The sequence below is a fragment of the Cellulomonas sp. GTC20042 genome (assembly GCF_055389595.1).
In genome coordinates, this window is the sequence record NZ_AP043678.1 from 1,658,819 (window position 1) to 1,681,045 (window position 22,227).

The 22,227-nt window shown below is 74.6% G+C and carries 14 protein-coding genes; 11 read left to right on the top strand and 3 right to left on the bottom strand.

The features are described 5' to 3' along the window. Window positions 1-42: 42 nt before the first annotated feature. The 7 genes from ACZ5HG_RS07690 (at window position 43) to ACZ5HG_RS07720 (ending at window position 8,930) form a co-directional block, all read left to right on the top strand. Entirely contained in the window at window positions 43-1,407 is a 1,365-nt protein-coding gene (locus ACZ5HG_RS07690) for an ABC transporter substrate-binding protein (RefSeq protein WP_464181554.1), read from the top strand. A gap of 94 nt (window positions 1,408-1,501) precedes the next feature. After that, window positions 1,502-2,416 carry a 4-hydroxy-tetrahydrodipicolinate synthase gene (dapA, locus tag ACZ5HG_RS07695; protein ID WP_464181556.1) on the top strand — a complete coding sequence of 305 codons (915 nt, stop codon included), beginning with the start codon at window positions 1,502-1,504 and terminating at the stop codon, window positions 2,414-2,416. A 13-nt stretch (window positions 2,417-2,429) separates the two neighbouring features. Then, entirely contained in the window at window positions 2,430-4,115 is a 1,686-nt protein-coding gene (locus ACZ5HG_RS07700) for a ribonuclease J (protein ID WP_464181558.1), read from the top strand. 132 nt (window positions 4,116-4,247) lie between these two features. Continuing rightward, window positions 4,248-6,977 (top strand): DNA translocase FtsK, encoded by a 2,730-nt coding sequence (locus ACZ5HG_RS07705; RefSeq protein ID WP_464181559.1) that lies wholly within the window; start codon window positions 4,248-4,250, stop codon window positions 6,975-6,977. A 71-nt stretch (window positions 6,978-7,048) separates the two neighbouring features. Beyond that, entirely contained in the window at window positions 7,049-7,723 is a 675-nt protein-coding gene (gene pgsA, locus ACZ5HG_RS07710; protein ID WP_464181560.1) for a CDP-diacylglycerol--glycerol-3-phosphate 3-phosphatidyltransferase, read from the top strand. A gap of 118 nt (window positions 7,724-7,841) precedes the next feature. After that, window positions 7,842-8,354 (top strand): CinA family protein, encoded by a 513-nt coding sequence (locus ACZ5HG_RS07715; RefSeq protein WP_464182122.1) that lies wholly within the window; start codon window positions 7,842-7,844, stop codon window positions 8,352-8,354. Window positions 8,355-8,588: 234 nt separating this feature from the next. Beyond that, window positions 8,589-8,930, top strand: coding sequence for a helix-turn-helix domain-containing protein (locus ACZ5HG_RS07720; RefSeq protein ID WP_464181562.1), 342 nt, complete (start codon window positions 8,589-8,591; stop codon window positions 8,928-8,930). Window positions 8,931-9,044: 114 nt separating this feature from the next. On the opposite strand, the gene ACZ5HG_RS07725 is transcribed toward ACZ5HG_RS07720, so the two are convergent. From ACZ5HG_RS07725 to ACZ5HG_RS07735, 3 genes are all read right to left on the bottom strand, one after another. Next, window positions 9,045-9,848 (bottom strand): DNA-formamidopyrimidine glycosylase family protein, encoded by an 804-nt coding sequence (locus ACZ5HG_RS07725; protein WP_464181564.1) that lies wholly within the window; start codon window positions 9,846-9,848, stop codon window positions 9,045-9,047. Window positions 9,849-9,896: 48 nt separating this feature from the next. Continuing rightward, window positions 9,897-15,116 (bottom strand): Lhr family helicase, encoded by a 5,220-nt coding sequence (locus ACZ5HG_RS07730; RefSeq protein WP_464181566.1) that lies wholly within the window; start codon window positions 15,114-15,116, stop codon window positions 9,897-9,899. 286 nt (window positions 15,117-15,402) lie between these two features. Continuing rightward, window positions 15,403-17,298: an HNH endonuclease signature motif containing protein gene (locus tag ACZ5HG_RS07735; RefSeq protein WP_464181569.1), complete on the bottom strand. Its 1,896-nt coding sequence runs from the start codon at window positions 17,296-17,298 to the stop codon at window positions 15,403-15,405. Window positions 17,299-17,520: 222 nt separating this feature from the next. Here ACZ5HG_RS07735 and ACZ5HG_RS07740 point away from each other — a divergent pair, with 222 nt between their 5' ends. The 4 genes from ACZ5HG_RS07740 (at window position 17,521) to recA (ending at window position 22,132) form a co-directional block, all read left to right on the top strand. Then, complete coding sequence (locus ACZ5HG_RS07740) at window positions 17,521-17,754, top strand: DUF3046 domain-containing protein (RefSeq protein ID WP_464181571.1); 234 nt, start codon at window positions 17,521-17,523, stop codon at window positions 17,752-17,754. A gap of 146 nt (window positions 17,755-17,900) precedes the next feature. After that, on the top strand, window positions 17,901-20,024 hold the full coding sequence (locus ACZ5HG_RS07745; RefSeq protein ID WP_464181573.1) for an alkaline phosphatase family protein: 2,124 nt from the start codon (window positions 17,901-17,903) through the stop codon (window positions 20,022-20,024). Then, window positions 20,021-20,845 (top strand): MBL fold metallo-hydrolase, encoded by an 825-nt coding sequence (locus tag ACZ5HG_RS07750; RefSeq protein ID WP_464181575.1) that lies wholly within the window; start codon window positions 20,021-20,023, stop codon window positions 20,843-20,845. The genes ACZ5HG_RS07745 and ACZ5HG_RS07750 overlap by 4 nt, the downstream gene beginning before the upstream one ends. 246 nt (window positions 20,846-21,091) lie before the next feature. Next, complete coding sequence (gene recA / locus ACZ5HG_RS07755; RefSeq protein ID WP_464181577.1) at window positions 21,092-22,132, top strand: recombinase RecA; 1,041 nt, start codon at window positions 21,092-21,094, stop codon at window positions 22,130-22,132. Window positions 22,133-22,227 lie beyond the last annotated feature (95 nt).

The following is a 22,227-nucleotide window of genomic DNA, read 5'->3' on the forward strand; positions in this document are numbered from 1 at the left end:
CGCCGCACCCGCGGCGCACGACCCCCCCGAAGGAGCACACCCGTGTCTCACCCCCTGACCGGCCGTCGCCGGACGACCACCGCGCTCGCGGCCCTCGTCGCCGGCACGACCCTCGCCCTCACCGCCTGCGGTGGTCCGAGCGTCGGTGCCGAGAGCTCGGACACGCCCAGCACCGAGGCGACCGACTGGTCGCAGGTCGAGCCCGCCTCCGAGATCACCTGGTGGAGCAACCACCCCGGCCAGTCCCAGGCCGTCGAGGAGCAGCTCATCGCCGCCTTCAACGAGGAGCACCCGGAGATCACCGTCAACCTGGTGACCGCCGGCGCCAACTACGACGAGGTCGCCCAGCGGTTCCAGGCCGCCTCGCAGACCGACGAGAAGCCGGACCTGGTGATCGCCTCGGACGTCTGGTGGTTCCGTTACCACCTGAACGACCAGATCATGCCGCTGGACGACGTCTTCGACTACCTCGAGGCCGACGCCGAGGACTTCCAGCCCGCGCTCTACAGCGACTACGAGTACGACGACCAGCACTGGGCCGCGCCGTACGCCCGCTCGACGCCGCTGTTCTACTACAACAAGACCATGTGGGACGCCGCCGGCCTGCCCGACCGCGGCCCGGAGACCTGGGAGGAGCTCCAGGAGTGGAGCACCGCCCTGGACGCCCAGGTGCCCGCCGACGGCTCGCCCTTCGGCCTGTCGCTCGGCACGTCGTGGTCCGCCTGGTGGTTCGAGAACATGATCTGGGGCCAGGGTGGCCAGTACTCCGACGGCTTCGACGTGACGCTGGACACCCCGGAGGCGCTCGCCGGCGGCGAGTTCCTGCGTGACCTGTTCCACGGCGACCAGGCCATCGCGACCGTCTCGGCCACCGACTCGATGGCGGACTTCGCCTCCGGCCTGATCGCGTCGACCGTCGGCTCCACCGGCTCGCTCAAGGGCGCGCTGGACGCCGCGCAGTTCGAGGTCGGCACCGCCTACCTGCCGGACGGCCCCGAGGGCACCGGCACCCCCACCGGCGGCACCGGCCTGGCGATCTCCTCCTCCAGCACCCCGGAGAAGCAGCTCGCCGCCGCGATGTTCCTCGAGTTCCTCACGAACACCGAGAACACCGCGACCTTCTCGCAGGCCACCGGCTACATGCCGGTGCGCACCTCGGCCGTCGAGTCCGACACCATGAAGGCCGTCTACCAGGCCGCGCCGCAGTTCCGCACCGCGGTCGACCAGCTCGGCGAGAAGGCCCGCTCGCAGGACTACATCCGGGTGTTCGTCCCGGGCGCCGACGCGCTGCTCACCGACGCGATCGAGCAGATCGTGCTGGAGGGCACCGACCCGGCCACCGCGTTCGAGCAGGTCGCGCCGCAGATCGAGACGGCGTACCGCGAGAACGTCGAGCCGTACCTCTGATCGTCGCCTGAACGATCCGGTTCACCCGCGCCGCACGTGCCCCTCCGATGGGCGCGTGCGGCGCCGGTGCGTCCACGGGCGGTACCGTGAGCCCATGCGCCCCAGCACTCCCTCCCGCCCGTTCGGCGCGGTGCTCACCGCCATGGTGACCCCGATGACGACGGACGGTGCGGTCGACCTGGACGCCGCGGTGGCCCTGGCCACGCACCTGGTGGACCACGGGCACGACGGCCTGGTGCTCAACGGCACCACCGGCGAGTCGCCCACCACCCACGCCCCGGAGAAGGCCGACCTGATCCGCGCGGTCGTCGCCGCGGTGGGGGACCGGGCCTCGATCGTCGCCGGCGCCGGCTCCAACGACACGCTGCACGCCGTGCGGATGGCCGAGCAGGCCGCCGAGGCGGGCGCGCACGGGCTGCTCGTGGTCAGCCCCTACTACTCCCGCCCCTCGCAGGAGGGCGTGGTCCGGCACGTCACCGCCGTGGCCGACTCCACCGGCCTGCCGGTCATGCTCTACGACGTGCCCGGCCGCACCGGCGTCCGGTTCGCCCCCGCGACCCTCGACGCCCTGGCCGCGCACGACCGCGTGGTCGCCATGAAGGACGCCACCGGCGACGTGTACTCCGCCGCCAAGCACGCCGCGCGCACCGGGCTCGCCTGGTACTCCGGCGACGACTCGCTGTACCTGCCGTTCCTCGCGCACGGCGCGGCCGGCATCGTCTCCGTGGTCGGCCACGTCGCCGGCCCGCAGCTCGCCGCGATCACCGCGGCCCACGACGCGGGCGACCACGCCCGCGCCCTCGAGATCTTCCTGTCGATCGCACCGGCGATCGACGCGCTGAACGGCCAGGGGTTCCAGGCGGTCGCCGCGAAGGCGGCCGTGTGGGCGCTCGGCCTGATCCCCACCCGACACCTGCGGCTGCCCAACGTCGCCGCGTCGGACGAGGACACCGAGGCCGTGCGCGCGGGACTGCGCGCCGCCGGCCTGCTGGACGCCCTCGTCCGCTGAGACCAGGAGAAGCATGTCCCACCCGCACCCCGAGCTCACCCTGCCGCCCGCCCTCGCCGCCGGTGCCCTGCGCATCGTCGCCCTCGGCGGCCTCGGCGAGGTCGGCCGGAACATGGCCGTCCTCGAGTTCGACGGCCGCCTGCTGATCATCGACTGCGGCGTCCTCTTCCCCGAGGACCACCAGCCCGGCGTCGACCTGATCCTCCCCGACTTCGAGTACATCCGGGACCGCCTGGACGACATCGACGGCATCGTGCTCACCCACGGGCACGAGGACCACATCGGCGCGGTGCCCTACCTGCTGCGCCTGCGCCGCGACATCCCGCTGATCGGCTCGCAGCTGACCCTCGCGTTCGTCGAGGCCAAGCTCAAGGAGCACCGGATCCAGCCGCTGACCCTCACGGTGAAGGAGGGGCAGACCGAGCAGATCGGCGCGTTCTCCTGCGAGTTCGTCGCGGTCAACCACTCGATCCCGGACGCCCTCGCCGTCGCCGTCACCACCGCCGCCGGCACCGTGCTGCACACCGGCGACTTCAAGATGGACCAGCTGCCGCTGGACGGCCGGATCACCGACCTGCGCGCCTTCGCCCGCCTGGGCGAGAAGGGCGTCGACCTGTTCATGGTCGACTCCACCAACGCCGAGGTCCCCGGGTTCGTCACCCCCGAGCGCGAGATCGGCCCGGTGCTCGACTCGGTGTTCCTGGACGCCGAGGGCAAGATCGTCGTCGCGTCCTTCTCCTCGCACGTGCACCGCGTGCAGCAGGTGCTCGACGCCGCCGAGGCGCACGGCCGCAAGGTCGCGCTGGTCGGCCGCTCGATGATCCGCAACATGACCATCGCCGCCGAGCTCGGCTACCTCAAGGTGCCCGAGGGCGTGCTGGTCGACGCCAAGCGCCTCGGCGACCTGCGCGACGACGAGCTCGTGCTCATGTGCACCGGGTCGCAGGGCGAGCCGATGGCCGCGCTGTCCCGGATCGCCAACCAGGACCACAAGATCTCGGTCGGCCCCGGCGACACGATCATCCTGGCGTCCTCGCTGATCCCCGGGAACGAGAACTCGGTGTTCCGCGTGATCAACGGCCTGACCCGGCTCGGCGCCCGCGTGGTGCACTCCGGCAACGCCAAGGTGCACGTCTCCGGGCACGCCTCGGCCGGCGAGCTGCTCTACTGCTACAACATCCTGCGCCCGCGCAACGTCATGCCGGTGCACGGCGAGGTCCGCCACCTGGTCGCCAACGGCGCGCTCGCGGTGAAGTCCGGCGTGCCGGCCGACCGCGTGGTGCTCGCCGAGGACGGCGTGGTCGTCGACCTGGCCGGCGGCAAGGCCACCGTCGTCGGCGCCGTGCCCTGCGGCTACGTCTACGTGGACGGCTCCAGCGTCGGCGAGATCACCGAGGCCGAGCTGAAGGACCGCCGGATCCTCGGCGACGAGGGCTTCATCTCGATCTTCGCGGTGGTGTCCTCCACCGACGGCAAGGTGCTCGCCGCCCCGCAGATCCACGCCCGCGGCTTCGCCGAGGACGCCGCCGTCTTCGAGGACATCCTCCCCGAGGTCACCGCGGCGCTCGAGGAGGCCGCGCGCGGCGGCAACGCCGACACGCACCAGATGCAGCAGATCGTGCGCCGGATCGTCGGCCGCTGGGTGTCCAACCGCCTGCGCCGCCGTCCGATGATCATCCCGGTGGTCGTCGCGGCCTGATCGCGTTGCGCTCGCGCGGGTGGCTCGGCCGCTCGCGCGAGCCGGACCAGGCGCTCGCGCGAGCCGGCCCGCCCGCTCGTGCGGGCGCGGCGGTCCGCGGGTCCGGCGCGTGCTCGGGCTACCGTGAGGATCATGGCCCCGCGTCCGTCCTCGACCGCCACCCGTGCGGGCGCCCCTGCGCGCTCCCGCGCCGCGGCCCCGGCCGCACGGTCCGGCGCCGCACGATCCGGATCCGGGCGGTCGGGCGGCAAGGCCGCGTCCGGCCCGGCCCCCGAGCATCGGCCTGCGCTGCCGCTGCGGATGATCCGCGGGATCTGGATGGGCCTGGCCCACCTGGTCGGCGGGGCCGCACGGCGCGTCGGCCGGGGAGCCCGCGACCTCGACCCCGCGCTGCGGCGCGACGGCGGGGCGTTCTTCCTGCTCGCGCTGGCGATCGTGGTCGCCGCCCGCGAGTGGTGGGGGCTGGACGGCATGGCGGGCGACGCCGTGCACGTCGTGGTCGCCGGGGTGTTCGGCCGGGTCGCCGTCGCGGTGCCGGTCGCGCTGGTCGGCATGGCCGTGCGCCTCATGCGGCACCCCGAGCGCAACCAGGCGAACTCCCGGATCAGCATCGGCGTCACCGCGATCACGGTCGCCGCCTGCGCCCTCGCGCACATCGCCGCCGAGCTGCCCGCCCCTGCCGACGGCTTCGAGCCGGTGCGCGACGGCGGCGGGATCATCGGCTACCTGGTCGGCACGCCGCTGGTCAGCCTGGTCACCACCTGGGCCGCCGTGCCGCTGCTGGTGCTGCTGGCCTTCTTCGGCGTGCTGGTGGTCACCGCCACCCCGGTCAACCAGATCGTGCCCCGGCTGCGCGCCGGCTACGACCGCCTCACCGGCAACCACCGCGAGGAGGAGGTCGAGGACGACGACGCCCCGCTGGTGATCAACGCCGGGCACACCGCGATCGAGGAGCCTCCCGCGAAGCCCGCCCGCCGCGGCCTGCGCGACCGCCTGCGTCGCGGCGCCAAGGACGAGCACGTGGACGACGCCCGCCTCGACGGCTACGAGGCCGACGAGGCCTTCGAGCGCGCCGCCACCGTCGAGGCGCGCGAGGACGACGCGACCGCCGTGCTCGGCGCCGGCCACGACCCGATGACCGCGCCCACCGAGGCGGTCTCCGCGGTCGACCTGGACGAGGAGACGGGCGTCGCTGCTGCCTCCTCGACGCCCGCCGCCCGGCGCGAGCCGGTCGCCCCGCCCACCACCGGCGTGCCGCGCGGCGAGCAGCCGATGCTCACCGGCGACGTGCTCTACACGCTGCCCTCGGAGGAGGCGCTGGCCAAGGGCGCCCCGCACAAGGTCCGCTCGGCCGCCAACGACCGGGTGGTGGAGGCGCTGACCAGCGTGCTCGAGCAGTTCGAGATCGACGCGCACGTCACCGGCTTCACCCGGGGACCGACCGTCACCCGCTACGAGGTCGAGCTCGGCAAGGGCGTCAAGGTCGAGCGGGTCACCGCGCTCAGCAAGAACATCGCCTACGCGGTGGCCAGCGCGGACGTGCGGATCCTCTCGCCGATCCCCGGCAAGTCCGCGATCGGCATCGAGATCCCCAACACCGACCGCGAGACCGTCTCCCTCGGCGACGTGCTGCGGTCCAGCGCCGCGCGCCGCACCGAGCACCCGATGGTGATCGGCGTCGGCAAGGACGTCGAGGGCGGCTACGTCACCGCGAACCTCGCCAAGATGCCGCACCTGCTCGTCGCGGGCGCCACCGGCGCCGGCAAGTCCTCCTTCGTGAACTCGATGATCGTGTCGATCCTCATGCGGTCCACGCCGGACCAGGTGCGCATGGTGCTGGTCGACCCCAAGCGCGTCGAGCTCACCGTCTACGAGGGCATCCCGCACCTCATCACGCCGATCATCACCAACCCCAAGAAGGCCGCCGAGGCCCTGGAGTGGGTGGTGCGCGAGATGGAGGCGCGCTACGACGACCTGGCCATGTTCGGCTTCAAGCACATCGACGACTTCAACGTCGCCGTGCGCGCCGGCAAGGTCAAGCCGCTGCCCGGGTCCGAGCGCAAGATCGCGCCGTACCCGTACCTGCTGGTGATCGTGGACGAGCTCGCCGACCTGATGATGGTCGCCCCGCGCGACGTCGAGGCGTCGATCCAGCGGATCACCCAGCTCGCCCGCGCCGCCGGCATCCACCTGGTGCTCGCCACGCAGCGCCCCTCGGTGGACGTCGTCACCGGTCTGATCAAGGCCAACGTGCCCTCCCGCCTGGCGTTCGCCACCTCCTCGCTCACCGACTCCCGCGTCGTGCTCGACCAGCCCGGCGCCGAGAAGCTGATCGGCCAGGGCGACGCGCTGTTCCTGCCGATGGGCGCCGCCAAGCCCATGCGCACCCAGGGCGCCTGGGTCACCGAGAGCGAGATCCACGCGGTCGTCGACCACGTCAAGGGCCAGCTCAAGCCGGTCTACCGCGAGGACGTCACCGTCACCGCCGCCAAGAAGCAGGTGGACGAGGACATCGGCGACGACCTCGACCTGCTGCTCCAGGCCGCCGAGCTCGTGATCACCTCGCAGTTCGGCTCGACGTCCATGCTCCAGCGCAAGCTGCGGGTCGGCTTCGCCAAGGCCGGCCGCCTGATGGACCTGCTGGAGTCCCGCGAGATCGTCGGACCCTCCGAGGGGTCCAAGGCGCGCGAGGTGCTGGTGCAGCCGGACGACCTGCCCGGCACGCTGGCGATGCTGCGCGGCGAGCCCGGTGCGGAGGAGGACGGCCCGGCCGACGACCGGTACGCCGCCCCCGAGGGCCGGATGCCCGGCGAGCCGCCGGAGGCCGTCGACTACGACGACGACGCGGACGACCTGCGCTGACCCTCTGGCGGGTGGCTGCGCGGTCGTGCGCGCGTCGCCGGGCACCGGCGCCGAGCCCGTAGGCTGTCGGGGTGGTGGACCACCGACCGTCTTCGTTCAACCTGCCGAACGTGCTCACGGTGGCTCGCATCGTGGCGGTGCCGTTCTTCGCGTGGGCGCTGCTGATCGACGGCGGGCACTCCGTGGTGTGGCGTCTCGTCGCCGCCGGCCTGTTCGCGCTGGCGGCCGTCACCGACCGCATCGACGGCTACCTCGCCCGCCGGATGGGCCTGGTCACCGACCTCGGCAAGCTGCTCGACCCGATCGCCGACAAGGCCCTGATCGGCACCGCGCTCGTGCTGCTGTCCGCGCTCGGCGAGGTGTGGTGGTGGGTGACGATCGCGGTGCTGGTGCGCGAGCTCGGGATCACCGTCATGCGGTTCTTCCTGCTCAAGTACCTCGTGCTGCCCGCCTCGCGCGGCGGCAAGATCAAGACCGTCCTGCAGTCCGTCGCCGTCGGGATCTACCTGCTGCCGCTCGACCACCTGCCCGCCGTCGTCGGCTGGGTCGCCGCCGTCGTGATGGGCGCCGCCGTGGTCGTCACCCTCGTCACCGGCGCCGACTACGTGCGCACCGCCGTGCGCGTGCACCACGAGCACCGGGCCGGCGTCGTGCCGGGGCCCGGGGGAGCGACCGCCGTCGCCGCGGGCACCGGGACCACCAGCCGGGGCGTCGCGGACGGCGACGGTGACGACGCGCGACGCTGACGGCGCGCCCGGCGCGGGCGGGGCGGCCGACGCGGGCGGCGCGGGCGGGGCGGCCGACGCGGGCGGCGCGGGCGGGGCGGCCGGCGCGGGCGAGCCGGACGCTGCGCGGCCGGCGGCGCTGCCCGCTGCGCTGCCCCCTGCGCTGCTGGAGGCGCTGCCCGCCGCGTTGCTGGAGGCGCTGACCGCGCGCGGCTGGACCGTGGCCACCGCCGAGTCGCTGACCGGCGGGCTGGTCGCCGCCACCCTGGTCGACGTCCCCGGCGCCTCCCGGGCGCTGCGCGGTGGCGTCGTCGCCTACGCCACCGACCTCAAGGGCAGCCTGCTCGGCGTCGACGTCGCGCTGCTCGCCGCCCACGGGGCCGTGCACCCCGAGGTCGCCCGGCAGATGGCCGCCGGGGTGCGCCGCGTGACCGGCGCCGACGTCGGCCTCGCCACCACCGGCGTGGCCGGTCCCGACCCGCAGGACGGCTTCCCGCCCGGCACCGTGCACCTCGCGGTGGCCACGCCCGAGGCCGAGCGGGTGATCTCCGTCGTGCTGCCCGGCGGACGCGCCGAGGTGCGTCACGCCGCCGTGACCACCGTGCTCGGTCTGGCCGAGACGCTGGTCCGGGGCGGTACCGACGGGCGCTGACACCCGCCCGCGCACCGGCCGGGGAACATCGCCGGGGGTCCGGGCGTTGGGATGGTCGTGATGAGCACACGGCCTCCGACCCGCACCGGCGCTGCCCCTGTGGGTGGCGACATGTACGGTAGGAGCCTCCCCAAGCGGGGGCACAAGGGTGTCGCACTCGTCCGGACGACGCCTGCGGGCGCGCCCACGACGGTGCGGCAGGAGCAGGACCGAGAGACGAGAGGAGGACGCCAGATGGTCGTGTTGCGCCGAGAGATCGGTGACGTGCTGCGGGATGCGCGGCAGCGGCAGGGTCGCACCCTGCGCGAGGTGTCCTCCGCCGCCCGGGTGTCGCTGGGGTACCTCAGCGAGGTCGAGCGTGGGCAGAAGGAAGCGTCCTCCGAGCTGCTGGCCAGCATCTGCGACGCGCTCGACGTGTCGATGTCGCGCGTGCTGCGCGAGGTCAGCGACCGGATCGCCGTCGCCGAGGGTCTGCTGATCCCCGACACCGTCCCGGCCGACCTCGCCTCGGTGTGGGCCGCCGGCCCCGAGCGCGACTGGACGCGCCGCCGTCCCGAGCTGGCACCGATCGGCTGATGCGCTGATCAGCTGAGCACAGCGTCGCTGAACGCCCCTCGTCCGTGTCCGACCTCGTCGGATGACCGACGGGGGGCGTTCGCGCGTCTCGCGCTTCGTGGGTCGTTCCCGCGTTCAGCCCGCCGCCGGTACCTGGCACACCCCGCAGAAGAACACCGGCCGCTCGTACGGCGGCTTGCGCGCCTGACCCACCCGGATCGGCGCCCCGCAGCGCCGGCAGGGCTGCCGGAACCGCCCGTGCACGTAGGACGACCGCCCGCGCCCGGACTCGCCGGTGGACGACGGCAGCGGTGAGCGCACCGAGCGGAGCATCAGCGCCCGAGCCACCCGCAGCAGCCGCGCCGGGTCCGGCACCTGATCGGCCGGCGTCCACGGCCACAGCCGCTCCAGGAACAGCGGCTCCGCCATGAAGATCGTGCCGATCCCCGCCATCACCGTCTGGTCGAGCAGCACGTCGCACACCGGCGCCGACCCGCGCTCCGCCCACCGGCGCAGCCCCTCCGGCAGCCCGACCTCCTCGAAGTCGTCCGCCAGCACGTCCGGGCCGAGGTGGCCGATCAGCGTGTGCTCGTCCCGGGTCGCCACCACGTCGAGCATCCCGAGCAGCCGGCCGATCGCCGTCCACGTCTCGTTCGCCAGCACCGCGCGGACCTGCGGGGACGCAGCACGGGCGCCGGGAGAGCCGGTCCGCTCGACCCGCCAGGACCCGTCCATCCGCAGGTGGGTGTGCAGGGTGCGGCCGTCGTCCAGCCGGGTCAGCAGGTGCTTGCCGTAGGGGACCGTCGTCAGCACCGTCCGGCCGGTCAGGTCCGTGCTCGCGGCACTCGGCCAGCGCAGGTCGCCGCGCACCAGCACCCGCCCGGCCAGCGCCTCGTCCAGGCGGGTGGCGGTGCGGCGCAGGATGTCACCCTCGGGCACCGCGTGCCCCTCGCGCCTCGCGTGCCTCTCGCACCCCGTGCATCCCTGTCACCGCACGTCCCGCAGCCGCAGGCCGCGCGGCGTCGGGCCGAAGCCCGCATCCACCAGCGCCCGGCCCAGCGGCGTCGATCCCGGCCCGCCGGTGAGCAGGTCCTCGCCGTCGGCGCGCACCAGGGTCATCCGCCCCAGGCGCCCGGCGCGCACCGTCGCCGCGAGGTGCTCGGCGGCCAGCCGCAGCGTCGCGGGCTCCTCGGTGAAGGTCAGCACCGTGCGACCGCCCTTCTCCACGTAGAGCACCAGGTCGCCGTCCACCAGCACCACCAGGGCGCCCGCCTTGCGACCCGGACGGTGCCCGGTCCCGCCCTCCGTCGACGCCGGCCAGCCCAGCGCGGCGCCGTAGGGGTTCGCCGGGTCGGTGGCCGCGAGCAGCACCACCGTGCGATCCGCGTCGGCGGGGTGGTCCTGCTCGGCCAGCCGCTCCAGCGTGCGGGCGTCCGCGCGCAGCTGGTCGACCGCGCCCGGCAGCGCGAACTGCGAGCCGCCGAGGTGCTCCACGAAGTACCCGCGCCGCACCTGCCCGGCCTGCTCCAGCGCCGACAGCACCCGGTACACCCCGGCGAACTGCGCCGACACGCCCTCCGCCGGGGCCACCGCGCGGGTCAGCACCCCGTGCCGGTCGAGCAGCTGCGCAGCGAGCGCATGGGCGCGCCGCGTCGGGTCGGTCTCGCGCGGGGGCAGCAGCGACCAGCGGCCCGCCCCGTCGGGGGCCACCGCGATCGCCCCCGTGGGACGGCTGCCGCGCGGACCCGCCGCGCCGATCCCGCGCAGCGCCAGCCCGCCGTACCGGCCCGACATCGCCCGGGCGCGGGGTGCGCGCGGCGCCGTGCGGTGCGCGGTGCTGCCCCCGGCGATCCGGGCGCGCAGGGGGGTCAGCCCGTCGTTCGTGACCACCCCGGCCCAGACCAGGTCCCACACCGCGGCCAGCAGCGCGGCGGAGGAGGGCGCAGTGCTCGTTCCATCGCTGCTGCCCACGCTGCCCACGCTGCCCGCGCCGCCCGCGTCGCTGTCGCCGCGAGCCGCCAGGATCTCCGCGACCCGCGCACCCAGTGCACCGAGGAAGAACGCACCCCCGCCGCCACCCGTGCCACCCAGCGCCTCCACGACCGCCGCGTGCAACGGGGTGTCGATCGACGCCGGGACCTCGACCGGCGCGAGCGGCAGCGTCAGGTCCGCCGTCGCCGCGAGGTGCAGGCTCACCAGCCCGTCGCTGCCCGGCAGCGTGCCGTGCCCGGCCCACAGCACCTCGCCGGCGGCGGTCAGCTCGTCCAGCAGCACGGGCGTGTAGTCGACCACCCGCGCCGGCAGCACCAGGGTCTCCAGCGCCGAGGCGGGCAGCGCCGCACCGGCGAGCTGTTCGATCGCCCGCGCCAGCCCGTCGAGCCCGCGCAGCGCATTCGGTGTGCGGCTGCGTCCCGGGTCCGGCGCGACGGTCGCGTGCTGCCAGGCGGGCAGGAACCGGCCCAGGGCGGTCTGCGGCACCGGCTCGACCTCGGAGCGCAGCGCGGCCAGCGACCGTCGGCGCAGGGTGCGCAGCACGTCGGCGTCGCAGTACTCGTCGCCGACGCCGCCCAGCACCTCGGGGCGCAGCCGGCCCTGCACGATCGTGCCCGCGCGCTCCAGCGGGCGCAGCCCGGCCTGCACCACGGCGGTGCCGAGCCCGAACCGCGAGGCCACCTGACCGGCGGTGAAAGGTCCGTGCGTGCGCGCGTGCCGGCGCAGCAGATCGCCGAGCGGGTCGGGCAGCACCTCCGTGAACACCTCCGGCACCCCCACCGGCAGGGCCACGCCGAGCGCGTCGCGCAGCCGTCCGGCGTCCTCCACCGCCGCCCACTGCTCCGCCTCGGCGGGGTCGACCCCGCCGAGCCGCACCCGGATCACCCGACGGGCGCGCTCCAGATCGGTCAGCCACTGCTCGGTCTGCGCGCGCACGTCCTCGCGCACCCGTGCGGACACGCCGGCCAGCGGCAGCGGGCCGTGCCGGCGCACCGCATCCGCGAGCTGCTCGACCGATCGCGCCTGCCGGTCCGGGGCCGTGCCGGTGACCTCGGCCTCCGTGCGCAGCACCGCATCCGGGTCGAGCAGATCCGCCACCTGCGAGCCGCCGCCCCCGCCGAGCAGCTCGTCCAGCAGCGTCGGGTCCAGCGTCAGCGCGGCGGCGCGGCGCTCGGCCAGCGGGGCGTCCCCGTCGTAGAGGAACTGCGCGGTGTACCCGAACAGCAGCGACTGCGCGTAGGGCGAGGGTCGGGAGGTCGTCACCTCGACCACCCGCACCCGCCCGGCGGCGACGTCCCGCATCAGCGTCGTCAGCGCCTCGACGTCGAAGTCGTCCTGGAGGCACTCGCGGACCGCCTCCAGCAGGATCGGGAAGTCCGGGTACCGCGCCGCGACGCTGAGCAGCTGCGCCGAGCGCTGACGCTGCTGCCACAGCGGCTGACGGCGATCGGGCCGGCGCCGGGGGAGCAGCAGCGCGCGCGCCGCCGCCTCACGGAACCGGGCGCCGAACATCGCCGACCCGCCGAGCTCCGCGCGCACCGCGTCGGCGACCTCGTCCGGCTCGATCAGCAGGTCCGCCGTGCCCACCGGCTCCTCGGTGCCCCCGGTCGGTCCGGGCCATCCCGCCGCGGACCAGCCCGCCGACCCAGCCGATCCGTCGGGCTCCGACGCGCCACCCGCTCCCGGCATCGCGCCACCCGCTCCCGGCATCGCACCGCCCGCCCCCGGCATCGCGTCGTCCAGGCCGAGCAGATCGGTCAGCGGGTCGCCGGTGATCATGTCCGGCAGCCGCAGCACGATCCCGTCGTCCGCGTGCAGCGCCGCCGCGTCGACCCCGTAGCGCTCGCGCAGCCGCGCGCCCACCACCAGCGCCCACGGCGCGTGCACCCGGGCGCCGTAGGGCGAGTGCACCACCACACGCCAGTCGCCGAGCTCGTCACGGAACCGCTCGACCACGATCGTCGAGTCCGAGGGCAGCACCCCGGTCGCCTCGCGCTGCTCGCGCAGGTAGGCCAGCAGGTTGTCCGCCGCCCACGGGTCCAGCCCCGCGTCCCGCACCTGCGCCCGCGCCTCGGCGTCCGGCAGGTCCGCGACCTCCCGCGCCCACGCGCCCATCGCCTGACCCAGCGACGCCGGGCGGCCCTGGGAGTCGCCCTTCCAGAACGGGAGCCGTCCCGGCAACCCGGGCGCCGGGGTCACCAGCACCCGGTCCGGGGTGATCTCCTCGATCCGCCAGGTGCTCGACCCCAGCGTGAACGTGTCGCCCACGCGGGACTCGTAGACCATCTCCTCGTCGAGCTCGCCCACCCGCTTGCCGCCGCGCGCCCGCCCGCCCGACCGTTCGGTGTCCACCGGCACGTCCGCCGTGTCCGAGCCCGTGGCCAGGAACACCCCGTACAGCCCGCGGTCCGGGATCGTGCCACCGCTGGTCACCGCGAGCCGCAGCGCGCTGGGACGCCCGCTCAGCACGTCCGTCGCGCGGTCCCACACGATCCGCGGGCGCAGCTCGGCGAACTCCTCGCTCGGGTACCGCCCGGCCAGCATGTCCAGCACCGCGCGCAGCGTCGCGTCGCCCAGCGTCGTGAACGGCGCCGACCGCCGCACCGTCGCCGCGAGGTCCGTCATCGTCCAGTCCTCGGTGGCCACCATCGCCACGATCTGCTGCGCCAGCACGTCCAGCGGGTTGGCCAGCACGTGCAGCGGCTCGATCTGCCCCGCACGCATCCGCTGCGCCGTCACCGCCGCCGGCACCAGGTCGCCGCGGAACGTCGGGAACACCACGCCGTGCGACACCGCACCGACCTGGTGGCCCGCACGGCCGATCCGTTGCAGCCCGCTCGCCGCCGAGGGGGGAGCGCCGACCTGCACCACCAGGTCCACCGCCCCCATGTCGATCCCCAGCTCCAACGAGCTCGTCGCCACCACCGCCGGCAGATGACCCGCCTTCAGCTCCGACTCCGTGCGGGTGCGCTCCGCGCGGCTCATCGACCCGTGGTGCGCCCGGGCGATGATCGTCGCCGCCTCCCGGGTGTCCACGCCCACGGCCGTGCCCGACTGCGCGGTCACCTGCGCCGCCCACAGCGCGCCGGGATCCGGCACGTCCTCGCCCTGGCGCTCCGCCCACACCTCGTTCATCCGCGCGGTCAGCCGTTCCGCCCCGCGCCGCGAGTTCGTGAACACCAGCGTCGATCGGTGCTCCGCCACCAGGTCGACCACGCGCTCCTCGACGTGCGGCCAGATCGACGCACGGGTCGCCCCGCCCCCCGGTCCCGCCGCCTGCCCCGTCAGGTCGACCTCGCCCGGCGCCAGCGGCGCGACCGCGGGCTCGACGGTCGGTCGGGCCGTGCCGTCGGCGGTGGTCGCAGGGACTGCGAGCTCGGTGAGATCGGGCACCGGGACCACCACGTCCACCCGGATCTCCTTGGTCGACGGCGGCTGCACCACCACGACCTCGCGTCCGCCGTCCGCGGGGGTGCGTCCGCCCGCGAGGAACGCCGCCACCCGGTCCACCGGCTGCACCGTCGCCGACAGGCCGACCCGCTGCGCCGGCCCCGGACCATCCGGCCGGTCGAGCAGGGCGTCCAGCCGCTCCAGCGACACCGCCAGGTGCGCGCCCCGCTTCGTCCCCGCGACCGCATGGATCTCGTCCAGGATCACCGTGCGCACCCCGGAGAGCCCCGCACGCGCGCCCGAGGTCAGCACGAGGAACAGCGACTCCGGCGTCGTGATCAGGATGTCCGGCGGCTTCGTCGCGAACGCCCGGCGCTCCTGCGGCGGCGTGTCGCCCGTGCGCACCCCGACCCGCACGTCCGGCAGCTCGATCCCGCGGCGGGTCGCCGCCTGCCGGATCCCGACCAACGGCGAGCGCAGGTTCCGCTCCACGTCGGTCGCCAGGGCCTTGAGCGGGGAGACGTAGAGCACCCGGCAGCGCTGCAACGGATCGGCGGCGGCTGCCGCGTCCTGCCCCGGCCCGGTCTCGTCCGCCGTCACGATCCGGTCGAGCGCCCAGAGGAACGCCGCGAGCGTCTTGCCGGATCCGGTCGGCGCCACCACCAGCGCGTGCCGGCCGGTCGACACCGCGTCCCACGCGCCGGCCTGCGCCGACGTCGGCTCGGCGAACGCGCCACGGAACCAGTCCTGCGTGGCGGGCGAGAACCGTGCCAGCACGTCGCCGCCCTCGGCAGGGCGTGGAGCGTCGGAGGCGTGGCTGGTCACCGGGTCATTGTGGCCCGCGGCACCGACACGCGCGGCGCGGAGACACTCACACGTGCGGCGTGGGGCAGGGGGTCTGACGCGGCGGGCTCAAGGAGTGTGCGTCGGTGGTCCCGAAGGACGCCGGTTGCGGGGAGGTTGGCGGGCTCCCGTCCGGTGTGCGGGTCGGGAGAAGGCTGGAGGTAGTGCTCTGGCCGCTCGGCGAGCCGGAGGCACAGGACGGTGGTGGCGTCGAGTCGTCATCAGTGTCAGATCGATGGCGGGGTGGCGGGCGTCGGCTCCGCACTGCCTAGAACGGTGGTGGCGGAGCGGCCGTCGAGCGGGCGTCGTCTCGGTGCGGTGGTGCCGGCATGGGCCCGGGTCGGGAGTCGTGCGCTCGTGGTGGTGCGGTGCCGAGGTGTGCGTGGTGGTTGTCGTGGCCGGGGGTGGTGGCGTACTGGTGTCCGGTGGGTGTGGTCCACAGGTAGGTGCCGGGGGTGGTGTGGCGCAGGGTGAAGCCTCCGTCGGTCTTGAGGCGGTGGTCGCGTCGGCACAGGGGGCCGAGGTTGTGGTGGGCGGTGGTGCCGGGTGGTTGTCCGTCGGGTGGGTGGTGGTACTCGATGGTGTGGTCGAGGTCGCAGGTCTCGGCGGGGGTGGTGCAGCCGGGGCGGGCGCAGATCTGGTCGCGGGTGCGGACGTGTCGGGCCAGGGCGCGCGGTGGGCGGTAGGTGGTGCGGCCGACGTCCAGGACGGTGTCGGACAGCGGGTCGGTGACGATCCGCCGCCAGACGCCGCCCTCGGCCAGGGCGAGGTCTCGGGCGGTGGTGGCGTCGACGGGTCCGATGCCGGCGAGGTCGCCGGGGTGCTCGTCGAGGCCGAGCAGGGTGGTCAGGGCCACGGTGACGCGGATCTCGGTGCGGTGGTGCGGGGCGTTCCCGCAGACGGTGCGGGCCGCGGAGGCGTGGACGTCGTCGTCAGGGCTGGTGGCGTCGATGTGGACGTCGTCGTCGGGGCTGGTGGCGTCGGTGTGGTCGGTGCGGACGATACGGCCTGGTTCGTCGAGGGCGTCCGTGTCGTGGGCAGCGCAGGTTCCGCGGGCGTCGCTGCCGGGCCTGGTCGATGCTGTGGCGCCGGTGCCCCTCAGACCGTGAGTGCGTATCCCGAGGCCGGACGTCGAAAGCGGTCCGGCGTCCGGCACCTGGACGTCGCTGTCGGGCGTGCTGCTGGTGCAGGTGGTGTGCAGGACGAGGTCGGTGAGTCCGTCGGCGCGTAGCTGGTCCAGGGTTCGGGGATCCCCGGCGGTGCGTGCGGTGCGGGCGGCGGATTCCAGGGTGGTGTCGATGCGTGCGGCGGTGGCGGCGGGCAGGATCGCGGTCACCGAGGCCATCCCGTCGGGCAGCACCCGCGGCCGATACACGCACCGCTTGCTCCGTGCCTTCTCGACGCGGTGGGCGGCTTCGTGCGGGTCGACGACCAGCAGGGCCTTTTCCAGGTCGCGGTCGATCTGGGTGGGGGTGCGCTCACCGGCCTGCGTCAGGACCCGGTGCTCGGCGGCCAGGGCGACGTCGATCGGCTGATCACCCAACCGGTCGGCGATCTTGTCCGCGACCACCGCCGTGATCCGCCCGGCCGCCAACGCGTCCCCTGTCGCGGACAGCACACCGGTGTAGGCCTGTCCGTGCTCGACCAGGCGGGTGGCGGTGCGCCGGGAGCAGGCCAGGCGCATCGCGAGCTCATCCCCGGCCACGCACGCTCGCGCGGGTGGGCCACCGGCGGCGGGGCTCCAGGCCGGGTTCATCGACGCCCGCCCCGCCAGGGTGGCCGCTGCACGGGTGGTGTGGGCGTGCACCCACGAACCGATCCGCTGCCAGGCCGCGACGACCTCCACCAGACCCGCGTCGGAGACCCCGTCCAGGTCCGCGGCGTCCAGCACGGCCGCCAACGCCACACCCGGGGCCACCCCAGCCAGGCCGTCCACGTCCACCACGCCGCCCTCGACGCCCACGCCCACTCCCTCGCCGCCCACACCCACGCCCTCGATGCCCGGGATCGTGGAGGCCAGCAACGCCACCGCCGTGGCGTGGTCCTGCTCGGCGTGGATCACCCGCACCCACTCCGGGACGAGCACGTCACCGCCCCTGCGCGCACCACCGCCACCGGCGGACTCGCCGCCGGCGTCAGGGTGTTCGTGCAGGTCAGATGCCATGAACCCACCCTAGGCACCACCACCCACACGCGCCCCGCCCCACACACCCCACCTGGGGACGACGAACACACATCACGCCTGTGGACGGCTCGACACCCGCTCCTGGAGCGGAAGAGCGTCCGAGACGATCTCGTCGCGATCAGGAGATCTCCTCGGTGATCGGCGATCGGCGATCAGTGATCGGCGCGTGGGGACGTCGGTGGTCCGTGGCAGGCTGGTGCGGTGCGTTATCGAGAGTTCTGGCAGCTGGTCGACGAAGTGCTGGGGTCTGCCCACGGGCGGGTGCTCGTCGCGGACCTCGTGCTGATCGGGCTGGACCAGCGCACCGCGCAGCAGGCGCTGGACGACGGGGTCGAGCCGCGCGACGTCTGGCACGCGCTGTGCGACGAGCTCGACATCCCGGACGCGCGCCGCTGGGGGAGCGACCGGCACCGGCAGGCGCCCCCGCACCGCTGATCCCGATCAGCGGTGCTGCACCGATCCCCCCCACCTCGCCCGACCGCCCGCTGCACCGGCCGCCCACGATCCACCGGCCAGCCGTGATCCATCCGCCGACCGCGATCCACCGCCCCCACCGCTCCGCCGCGTGGCAGGCTGGCCCCGTGCCCGCCGCACCTGCACCGACGTCCGCCCGATCGCGGTGGGCCGTCACGCTCAGCGACGTGGGCGACGCGCTGCTCTCCCTGGTCACGACGGCTGTCGGCCTGGGCGTGGCGATCGCGCTGGTCGACGGGGTGTCGGCGTCGAACCCCGGGGCGGTGGTCCTCGCGGCGCTGGTGGTGGCGGTCGGCGACCTGGTGCTCCGCCCGGCGCTGCGCGTGCTGGCACGGGTCGGCGGGGCGATGGGCGCGCTGCTCGCGGGGCTGGCCGCGCAGGTGCTGGTGGCGTGGCTGGCGCTGTCGGTCGTGCCGGGCGTCGCCACGACGAACGCGTTCGCGGTGGTGCCGGTGCTGATGATCGCGGCGGTCGTGATGGCGCTCGGGCGCTGGGTGTGGGGCGCGAGCGACTCGGAGTACGTGGTCGGTGACGTGCTGCGGCGCGCGCGGTCGCGGGCCCGGCGCGCGGGGGCTGACGGATCCGGGCCGGGGGACGTCCGACCGCCGGGGCTGCTGGTGGTGCAGCTCGACGGGGTGGCCGCGCCGGTGCTGGCGCAGGCGGTGGACGCGGGGCTCGCGCCCACGATGGCGCGGTGGATCACCGGCGGCAGCCACCGGGTCGACCGCTGGTGGGCGCAGGCGCCCTCGACCACGCCGGCCAGCCAGGCGGGTCTGCTGCACGGGGCCGCCGACGCGATCCCCTCGTTCCGCTGGTGGGACCGTGATCTGGGCCGGCTGGTGGTGACGAACCACCCGGACGACGCGGCGCTGGTGGAGCGGCGGATCGCGGACGGCCGCGGTCTGCTGAGCGGTGGCGGCGCGGCGGTGGCGACGATGTTCTCCGGCGACGCCTCCGCCCAGCTGCTCGTGATGAGCCAGGCGCGGCGGGGGATCGGGCCGGGCACGCCGTTCCTGCGGTTCTTCGCGAGCCCGTTCGTGCTGGCGCGCGCGGTGTCGCTGACGATCGGTGAGATGGTCAAGGAGCTGTACCAGGGGCGCCGGCAGCAGGTGCGTGACGTGCGGCCCCGGGTGTCGCGGCGCGGCTGGTACGTGGTGCTCCGCGGGGTGACGAACGTGCTGCTGCGCGATCTGGCGACGTCGCTGGTCGCGGAGCAGCTGGTGCGCGGGACGCCGACGGTGTTCGTGGATCTGGTCGACTACGACGAGATCGCGCACCACGCCGGTCCGACCCGCCCGGAGTCGCTGCGCGCGCTGGAGGGGCTGGACCGCGTGCTCGCCACGCTGGAGCGGGTGGTGGAGGTGGCGCCGCGCGACTACCGCGTGGTGGTGCTGTCGGACCACGGCCAGACCCTCGGTGCGACCTTCGAGCAGATCGGCGGTCGGTCGCTGGTCGAGGTGGTGCGCGCGCTGATGTCGCAGGCGTCGGCGGGCGGGGACGTCGCGGCGGTGCACTCGGCGGGCGACGAGGAGTGGGGTCCGCTGAACGCGTTCCTCAGCTCGGTGACGGCCCGCAAGGGCGAGGAGCGATCGAGGGTGCTCGGTCCGCAGGGACGCGAGCGGCGCGGCGAGGACCGCGAGCAGGCGCCGGCCCCCGGATCGTCGAAGCTGCCGCCGGAGGTGGCCGTCACCGGCTCGGGGAATCTCGGCATGGTGTGGTTCCCGCGCGAGCCCCGGCGGCTGGTGCTGGAGGAGATCGAGCACCGCTGGCCCGGTCTGGTGCGCTCGCTCGCGGCGACCCCGGGGATCGGGATCGTGCTGGTGGACACGGCGGCGCGCGGGCTGATGGCGGTCGGGCCCGGTGGGGTGGCGTGGCTGGAGGAGCAGGGGCCGGAGGCGACGGACGGCGCCGACCCGCTCGCCCGGTACGGCCCGCACGCGCGGGCGGACCTGCGCCGACTCGGACGGCTGGACCACGTCGGCGACCTGGTGCTGCTGTCGACGGTGACGGACGCCGGGCACGTGCACGCCTTCGAGGGGCAGGTCGGGTCGCACGGGGGGATCGGCGGCGCGCAGAACGAGGCCCTGCTGCTGCACCCGGCGGCGCTGCCGGTGGACGAGGACCTGTGCACGGACGATGCGGACGGGCCGATGCTGATCGGTGCCGACCGGGTGCACGCCCAGCTGCTCCGGTGGGCGTCGGCGCTCGGGCTGCGCGAGGCTGAGGGATGACCGGGCCCGGATCCGCCGCCGCCGCCTCCGCGCACGGCGAGATCGCCGTCCGCTGGCTCGGCCACGCCACGGTGGTGCTGGACGTCGGCGGGGCTCGCCTGCTCACGGATCCGCTGCTGCGCCCGCACGCGGGGCTGCTGCGTCGCGCGGGCGGTGCGGCGCCGTCACGGTCGGCATGGGCGGACCCGTCGGTGGTGCTGGTCTCGCACCTGCACCACGACCACGCGGAGATCGGCTCGCTGACCCTGCTCGGCCGCACGCCGGTGCTCACCGCTCCGGCGAACGCGCACTGGCTGGCCCGGCACGGCGTGCCCGGTGCGCACGGGCTGCCCGACGACACGTGGTGGACGGTGCCCGGATCGGCGGTGCGGGTGCGCACGGTGACCGCGGTGCACGGGCACCGGCCGATGCCGCACCGGCCGAACGCGGCGCACGGGTTCCTGGTGGACGCGCCGGGCGCACGGATCTGGTTCGCCGGCGACACCGCCCCGTACCCGGAGATGCGCCACCTGCCCGATCTCGCGGGCGGGCCGATCGATCTCGCGCTGGTGCCGGTCGGCGGCTGGGGCCCACGGCTGTCCGGCGGGCACATGGACCCGGTGCAGGCGGCCGGGGTGTGCGCGCTGGTGGGGGTGCGGCGTGCGGTGCCGATCCACTGGGGCACGCTGCACGCGCCGGCCTCGCGGCGGCTGCCTCCGGGCTGGATGGACCGGGCCGGGCCCGCGTTCGCGGCGGCGCTCGCGCGTGGCGGGCAGGGCGAGGCGGTCGTGCTGGCGCCGGGGGAGCGGGCGGTGCTGGACCCGGTGCGCGCAGGGTCCTGACCTGCCGACACGCCGGATGCGCGGGGTCGGCGGCGATCGAACACCTGTTCGGCTACAGTGGCCCTCGGATGACACGCCCCGGTCCGGAGGCGGGCGTCGAACGGTCCCCAGCGGGATCGCGCGGCGGCCCTGTGGACGGCTCCGAGGTGCATGTCGGTGGTCGGGCATACCGTCATCCGCGACGACAGAGACCAGTCCCCGCAGGCGCAGCACGACCGCTGCACGAGACGCACGAGGTGGAACACCATGGCCGCTCCCCAGGACCGCGAGAAGGCCCTCGAGGCCGCCCTCAGCCAGATCGACCGTCAGTTCGGCAAGGGCTCGATCATGCGCCTCGGCGACGACGGGCGTGCCCCGGTCGAGGTCATCCCCACCGGCTCGATCGCGCTGGACGTCGCGCTCGGCATCGGCGGACTGCCCCGCGGCCGCATCGTCGAGGTCTACGGCCCGGAGTCCTCGGGCAAGACCACCGTCGCCCTGCACGCCGTGGCCAACGCCCAGCGCGCCGGCGGCATCGCGGCCTTCATCGACGCCGAGCACGCGCTCGACCCCGACTACGCCAAGAAGCTCGGCGTGGACACCGACGCCCTGCTCGTCTCCCAGCCGGACACCGGTGAGCAGGCGCTGGAGATCATGGACATGCTGATCCGCTCCGGCGCGATCGACATCATCGTCATCGACTCCGTCGCGGCGCTCGTGCCCAAGGCCGAGATCGAGGGCGAGATGGGTGACAGCCACGTCGGCCTCCAGGCCCGCCTCATGTCGCAGGCGCTGCGCAAGATCACCGGTGCGCTCAACGCCTCCGGCACCACCGCGATCTTCATCAACCAGCTGCGCGAGAAGATCGGCGTGTTCTTCGGCTCGCCCGAGACCACCACCGGTGGCAAGGCGCTCAAGTTCTACGCCTCGGTCCGCATGGACATCCGCCGCATCGAGACCCTCAAGGAGGGCACCGACGCGGTCGGCAACCGGACCCGGGTCAAGATCGTCAAGAACAAGATGGCCCCGCCCTTCAAGCAGGCCGAGTTCGACATCCTCTACGGCGTCGGCATCTCCCGCGAGGGCGGCCTGATCGACATGGGCGTCGAGCACGGGTTCGTGCGCAAGTCCGGCTCCTGGTTCACCTACGAGGGCGACCAGCTCGGCCAGGGCAAGGAGAACGCGCGGTCCTTCCTGCGTGACAACCCGGAGCTGGCGGTCGAGCTCGAGCGCAAGATCAAGGAGAAGCTCGGCATCGGGGTCAAGGCCGAGGCGCCGGCGGAGGACGCGGTCAAGGTCGACTTCTGAGCGGACCTGATCGGTGAACGACGGACGGCCCCTCACGTGCCCGCGACGACGGGTGGGTGAGGGGTCGTCCTGCGCCGGGCCGGCGGCGCGGGGTG

Excerpts from the sequence above, each read along its gene's own strand:
- ACZ5HG_RS07735 (WP_464181569.1), bottom strand. The coding sequence starts at position 17,298 with ATGGCATCTGACCTGCACGAACACCCTGACGCCGGCGGCGAGTCCGCC.
- recA (WP_464181577.1), top strand. The coding sequence starts at position 21,092 with ATGGCCGCTCCCCAGGACCGCGAGAAGGCCCTCGAGGCCGCCCTCAGC.
- ACZ5HG_RS07705 (WP_464181559.1), top strand. The coding sequence starts at position 4,248 with ATGGCCCCGCGTCCGTCCTCGACCGCCACCCGTGCGGGCGCCCCTGCG.
- dapA (WP_464181556.1), top strand. The coding sequence starts at position 1,502 with ATGCGCCCCAGCACTCCCTCCCGCCCGTTCGGCGCGGTGCTCACCGCC.
- ACZ5HG_RS07700 (WP_464181558.1), top strand. The coding sequence starts at position 2,430 with ATGTCCCACCCGCACCCCGAGCTCACCCTGCCGCCCGCCCTCGCCGCC.
- ACZ5HG_RS07720 (WP_464181562.1), top strand. The coding sequence starts at position 8,589 with ATGGTCGTGTTGCGCCGAGAGATCGGTGACGTGCTGCGGGATGCGCGG.
- ACZ5HG_RS07750 (WP_464181575.1), top strand. The coding sequence starts at position 20,021 with ATGACCGGGCCCGGATCCGCCGCCGCCGCCTCCGCGCACGGCGAGATC.